Here is a 6575-nt window from a genome sequence, read left to right on the forward strand (position 1 = left end):
TCACTATATGGGGAGATCCTTTGCCTGAATTCATGGTTAGGAAACTCAAAAAGGGCTGATTGAGTTTCCTAACCATCGAGTGCGCCAGGGAGGAGGGGATTGAATTTTCGTACCTGCCATCAAACCCAAGACGCTCCGGCACAGCTTTGCTATGCACCTGTTCTTCAATAATACACCGCCGAAAGTGGTGCAGGCCTACGCGTTATGAAAGCATGGAGTTGTATCTGAAGGTGTTTGCGCTGGATATGGCGCCACAGTTTGGTGTGACGTACTCGCTGGCTCACCGCGAGTACAGGCACCTGCTGATGCAAAAATAGAATACAGTTGTAATACTTTAGTAACGCATGATGACCTGCGCTTGTATTACTCTCGTCATGCAATCGTGCTGATGAGATTTTGGACAATGTTGCCCGGGCAGGAACATCTGCACCACCTGTGTTAGCATGACGGCCATTCGCTACAGCTCGTGGCATTAGGGAATATCAGGGAGAGTCATGTTGGGGGAGATCCAAACGTGAAAATTGATGAGGTGGGAAAATGGCGTCCTTTCACTGATACGGAGGGGAGCACCTGGGACCTTTCCTTTCTTGACGCCCACGAGGTGATCTACACTCACCGCTGCGAGGGTAAGGCAGACAAGGTCTACAAATTCATCGTCTCCTACTCGCTCCACTGCTTTTGCAAAGATTATCCGGAACAGAGCGAAGAGGAGAAGCGGGCGCTGATGTACCACTCGCCTAAAGAGTCACGTCCGTTCTGCAAAAACCGTTACGGCCTGGCGCAACGCTACCTTAAAGACATGATACTGTCGTTGGATCGCCAGCGAATTATCCATGCCGGCTATGGCAGCTATGCGGTGATCGAGGCATTGAATGACGAGAGCGAGCGCTGCTATTACCACGTCCCCTTCAAAGCGTTCCGGGAACGGAAGAAACTCCGAATACACGTGACCAGCGCCTATGCGGTTGATGCCAAGCCAGGGGGAGGGAAGGTGGGTTTCTTTGTTATCGCCAGTAAGCTGTTGGCCGGAAAGCCGTTACCACACCCCTGAAATAACAAAACCCACCTTAAGGTGGGTTTCGCCAGAGAGAACTCTGGTATTCAGAAGCGCCTTTACCGGACTTGGCCTGACCAACTTGCGTTGGTAGCGGGATGTCTGGGTTAACCAGTCTGCTGCATCCTTAAACGTATTATAGAGTCCTCACACATTATTGCAAACTAAAATAGATGGCACTGTGCCACATCGTTCGATGACAAGTGTGAGATTACTAACGTAATACACTAGTATTCATCAAAGCAATCTATGGGCAACAGCTGTGGAGATCAGCGTTAAGCACAGTAGGAGAACCGTAGGATCTACGATGCAGAAGCTGCTCTGATCAACAAATTTCTTGGTTGGGGAATGACAGCTATTTCTTCCCAGACAACATATAGCTTATCAGCATCAATACGGCTGCTACTGCACTGATTATAGAAAAGATTAAAGCGGGCATTGATGCCCATATAACCCTTCTGTACCCTCCACCAAAAGCATACGAAGAAAAACGATGGCCATTACATCAAACACTGTAGCAAAAGCACCTAACCTCACTTTATTCATTATCATACATCCATGCTTGTTCATCATCTGCAAGTGTTAGTACCGATGTAATTAGGACCCACCTGGGGTAAAACTGGCAGTTTTAAGCGAGCTGCCGATGCTAACATTGGAGTCAAGAGTGGAGATTGCTGTTCTTCTTCGGCAAGCCATGTCCATCAGCGCCATTGCCTGTCATTTACGTTGCTCTCGCCAGACTGTTCGGCGCTATATCCGGATGGGGGATAACGCATCATCTTCCCATTACTCCAATCGGGCTCCTCGTCCCGGCAAACTCGATCCATTCAAGCCATACATTCTTGAACGGATTCAAGCCGCGCAGCCCCATTGGATCCACGCCAGCGTGCTGTTGTAGGAGATCCGCAAGCGCGGTTCGCTGCTGCCGAAGGTTTACGAGGCGCAGGAAATGACGGTACGGGAGAAACCGAAGCGACCCGGGTTCGCGGTACTAATGAAGGGCTTCCTCGGTACCGGCCCTTACCAGTGCATCCTGTGCAAAGGTCGGTTACGTTTTACCGGCGCCGTCGCGGATGAACACGCTACAAAAATACTACCTGACAGTCTGCAGCGGATGGAGAAAAAACGATGGCTTCAGGCACCGGCTCCGGATAAGTGTGCCTGAAAAATGGATTTTAGCTTAAAAACACGGCAAAACTGGCATTTTCATACGTCATCTATCGTTGATTCCCACTATCAGCGACTCTGCCACGCTACGATCTATGGTCATGGATCTGAAAAAAAGGTCGATTCAATCTCCTAATCATCAAGCCGCCTCAATCATCCCTATCACCATCACGCGCAGGGGTCTCGACATAAAACACAACGTCTGGTGACCGCTGTCCTTCAAAAATAAAGACGTCGAAGCCCTCTGACGCAACGCCGTCATTCATCTGCTGCGAGTCCCCCGCCCCCTGCCGAGCCTCGGCCTGGGAACACGTCAATATATTACATCAATGGGATAGGATCTTATTCCTGACATGACCTAGGCAGGAATGACTTACAGCACATTGCAGTAGCCACACCGTTGGCGACGGGGGATAATCATTTTTCAAGTGGGACCACGGTCCCACCTAACGAAATTTAACCGGCATTGTGAAGACAGCAATGGGAAAGCCGACAGGTGGGACCGTGGTCCCACGTCAAGGATTAGCGGTTTGGCGATTGAGCATGCTCGGCGAGCAGCGTTTCAATACGTTCAATTAGAGAAGCAGGCGCATCCATCAGATTAAAGGACACTGTATTTTCTGAGTATTTCGCCTCAATACCAGTACCAAACTTACGCACAGTGACATCGGGTTTCGTTCGAGTGACCGGCATCAGGCGTTTTAGCAGTTCTTCAGTACTGAATGTGACACCTTCAGATTGCTGTTCATGCAACACTTGAGTCAGTAGTTTTAGCGCGGCAAAATCAGACTCATGGAACCTGTAGAGCATTTCACCACTACGCGCGCTCAGTTCATTGGGATTCGAGAACAACTGCAAGGTTTCAATTGGTAGTTCCGCGGTTTTTATACAGCGCTGAATAATCTTGCGCGAGATGTGTTCTGCCTCCGCGAGATGACTGACATTCCCATTAAATTCAGAAAAGAGCCGACGAGCATAACGTAGCCCACGTTCATACGCGCTAGTCGGACGATAGTCATTTCCAATTTGAGATAGCCAGCGCATTTGCGCATCGTTCAATTCACCGACAAGAACTTTGTACTCACGGCCCGTCAGAATGGCGGCCTTACGGCGTCGACTGCCATCCGCAATTTCGACAAGGCCATTCTGACTACGTCCAAAAGCGGGGGACTGTTGACCTGACGTGAGAAACGAGGGCAACAAATCATCCAGGGAAGATTCGGTCAATAGGTCCTGAAGACGTTCGTTACCAGCAAAGATGGTCGTACTGACTTTAATTTGATCCGCCGTGATAGTTTTCAGAACAAAGGTCACATCCTCACCACACACCGGCAGGGTGATACTGTTTCCTTTCATCGCGCTAACACGTGAAGATAGCTGGCTTACTGCAGGTGCCGAAGGTGAGGGTTCGCTCTCTTTAACCGGAACCGCATTAGCTTCATCAAAATTGATCGTCGGTGCATGACGTAATACAGGGGATCTTTTCATTACGCATTCTCCCAACGCGTTTTGATTAATCGATTATAGATCTCAGCACAAACTGGTTCCCAAATGGCCACAGCGTTACGCCAGGCCGACGGCGTAGAACGCTGATTCGCCGCTTGCTCGAAAACGGTACGCATCCTCACCTGGCCTTTTCCGACTTCATCTGTCACACGCACCACTTCCTTCAGAACCATCCCGCCCCAGGCGTTACGGATTTGGTCATCCATCCATTGAGATTGGCTACCGACTGCATTGCTGAATTTCGTGATCAGGACGCGAACATCGGGTTCAAAACCGTTCAAGTCAATATTGAGCATCAGATCGCGCAACATGGTAAAAAACTGCAGGGTAGAGACATAGTCATAAAGCTCCGCCGGCGTAGGAACGACAATGACATCTGCGGCACAAGCGACATTAATGGTGCCTATCCCAAGGTTGGGAGCACTGTCCAGCACGATCACATCATAGCTGTCCCAAACAGATTCAATGGCAGCCCGAAGAAGAAGGTGCGGTGCCACAGGGAGTTTCCCGGCATCATGCAACGGATAAATTTCGGATTCAATACGGTGTACAGCCAAGCAGGATGGAATGATGCCCAGGTTAGGCCAGCATGTGGGTTTAATGGCATACGCGGCATCGTCACGCTGGCCCAAAAAATAAGGGAGAAGGGTATCTTCCGGATGAATGTGCAAATCTGGAACATAGCCATGGTAAAGCGACGCGGTTGCCTGAGGATCCGTGGCGTCGATTAATAAGACACGTAACCCCTGTAATGCCATCCATTGAGCAATATGTACCGATGTGGATGTTTTATAAGCCCCCCCTTTATGAGCAGCGACCGCAAGAACGACAGGATCTTGCCCAGCTGGCCTAGTTGGACGGGTACCAAACACATCTCTCATTGCATTGATTTGCTGTATTGAGTATCCGGTGCGTTGCTCAACCCGTCCAATCATTGCGGTTTCCGGCGGTGGCAACTTGCCTGACTCTTCATAATTTCGAATCGTTTGTGCCGTGACACCAATGAGCTCTGAAGCTTCAGTGATCCGCCAACGTCGGGTAATCGCTCGGGCTTCAGGACTGTCGTTACCAAATTGCGCTTTAGCGATTTCCTGCGTCATAAATTGGCCACGTTCTATACAACGATCCAGCGTTGACTTGAGGTCCATGTTATCCCTTATTCGGTTTTTTGCATCTTTATAGTAAATCATCAACAAAAACGCAAAACAACAGTTATAACGCATAAAGAGACAAATAAGGTATAAACATGACGTATGTCAGTAGAAGGCCGAGCTAACGCGATCATGAGGATGTATAAATAAGGGGTTGAATGAGCAAAGATCATAAACAAACATCCGAAGGATATTTGTTATTTTATTCTTTTTAACTTTCTCTTTATTAGCTAAATAATTAAATAATATCAACAACATAATTTAATATGTGTGGAGTGTTTTTCTGTCTCCCGTGGATCTATTTCATGATCTACGTGGATCCTTTTCATGCCTTATGAAGAAGGAATTTCTGTTGATAAATTAAGATGTTGGACACTAAACGGCAATTTTATTGCTACAGGATCGGTCTGAATCATCATTATGTACCTTGCAGGGATCAGACGCAAAGGTGGAGCAATTTTCTGTTTAGTCTCTCTTTACTGAACAACGGGTTACTCTCATCGGTGGAGATATTTCCTGTTGGTGCGTGAGGAAAGGTGGGGTATTTCCTTTGAAGGCTAGTTACAGGTGGAAGGATTTTATGTCAAGTGTGATGAGTAACTGTGGAGATATTTCCTGTGGTTTGGCTCGAGTGCTGTTTGACCTGATGTGTGGGTGGGGCAAATAATGGTGGAAGGATTTTCTGTACCTATAGAGTGTATGTAGATGGATTTTCTGCATGAATTGACGGTATTGGGAGGAGGGCGGTCCTGTTCATGTAACAAACAAAGGTGGAGAGATTATCTGTAAGGCTATCAGGAAGGGTGGACAAATTTCCTGTTAAAGGGGGGCGAAAAGGTGGAATGATTTTATGTGTATGCCATACGGCATATTGAGAACTTATTCTATATACAGTTTCTTCTGATATCGGTTTTTATTCAGTACCTTGCCTGGAGAAAGGAGAGGGAGAGTATTCGGAGCATTTCTATGAGTGGAAAGATTTCCTGTTCGTGTTCGGTAAAGGTGGAGTTTTTATCTGTGACGGCGCGATGTCATTGCAAGCCCTGATAGGGTCGTTGGGAAGACAGGTGGAATCATTTCCTGATGCGGGTAAATTTGTTGTGAGGAATATCATGGTTCAAGGTGGAGATTACGATTTACGCGCCCCTTCTTAATGTGGAATAATGTTGTGGTGTTTCCACATTATGGATAGAGCGAATGAATCATGACACATTGACTGTGGTGCAGGGGAACGATCTTCTTGAAGGCGCTTATGGTGTCACTCTGGACGAAATGCGCCTCCTGAACTTGGCCCTTGCACAAATTGATAGCAGAAAGCCACAACCAGACATGTTGTACACGCTTTATCCTCGTGATTACCAGCGTATTTACGGCGTCAACCCGACCAGCAGTCACCGGCAACTACGTGATGCCGCTGACAGCCTTATGAAAAAACCAGTGACGATCTACAAGGAAGACCGAAATGGGAAAGTCAGAACGGTTCAGCTTTCCTGGTTTTCGCGTCTAGAGTATGTCAGCAATGACGACCATAGTGCGGTCGTACTGCGTTTTGGCCAGGACGTTGCCCCTTATCTGTTTGAGCTGAAAGAAAGCTTTACCAAACTGGACTTTATAAACTTGATGGTTAGGAATCTCAAAAGCATTTTTTTGGGATCCCTAACCATTAACCGTAGCGCGCAACTTCTCCTGTTGGTGCG

General features: G+C 47.8%; 4 protein-coding genes and 2 pseudogenes. 4 read left to right on the plus strand and 2 right to left on the minus strand.

What is annotated here, in order from left to right:
- Nucleotides 1-514 precede the first annotated feature (514 nt).
- The 3 genes and pseudogenes from AC6BYQ_RS27820 to AC6BYQ_RS27830 form a co-directional block, all read left to right on the plus strand.
- Nucleotides 515-1051, plus strand: coding sequence for a YjaZ family protein (locus AC6BYQ_RS27820; protein WP_498057861.1), 537 nt, complete (start codon nucleotides 515-517; stop codon nucleotides 1049-1051).
- Between the two features lie 646 nt (nucleotides 1052-1697).
- Nucleotides 1698-1949 (plus strand): annotated as a pseudogene (locus tag AC6BYQ_RS27825) (helix-turn-helix domain-containing protein); the annotation flags it as partial.
- Nucleotides 1950-1958: 9 nt separating this feature from the next.
- A pseudogene (locus tag AC6BYQ_RS27830) lies at nucleotides 1959-2219 on the plus strand (IS91 family transposase); the annotation flags it as partial.
- Between the two features lie 524 nt (nucleotides 2220-2743).
- Here the strand turns inward: AC6BYQ_RS27830 and AC6BYQ_RS27835 are convergent.
- Nucleotides 2744-3709, minus strand: a complete 966-nt coding sequence (locus AC6BYQ_RS27835; protein ID WP_498057862.1) for a ParB/RepB/Spo0J family plasmid partition protein — start codon at nucleotides 3707-3709, stop codon at nucleotides 2744-2746.
- A complete protein-coding gene (sopA, locus tag AC6BYQ_RS27840; RefSeq protein ID WP_498057864.1) occupies nucleotides 3709-4827 on the minus strand; it encodes a plasmid-partitioning protein SopA in 1119 nt (372 codons plus the stop codon). Before sopA ends, AC6BYQ_RS27835 begins: the two co-directional genes overlap by 1 nt.
- Nucleotides 4828-6075: 1248 nt before the next feature.
- Here sopA and AC6BYQ_RS27845 point away from each other — a divergent pair.
- On the plus strand, nucleotides 6076-6575 hold a 500-nt coding region (locus AC6BYQ_RS27845), incomplete at its 3' end, for a replication initiation protein (protein ID WP_498057863.1).

Source organism: Serratia sp. LTN-2 (assembly GCF_059740205.1).

Coding starts and splice junctions, on each gene's coding strand:
- AC6BYQ_RS27835 (WP_498057862.1), bottom strand. CDS start 3,709: ATGAAAAGATCCCCTGTATTACGTCATGCACCGACGATCAATTTTGAT.
- sopA (WP_498057864.1), bottom strand. CDS start 4,827: ATGACGCAGGAAATCGCTAAAGCGCAATTTGGTAACGACAGTCCTGAA.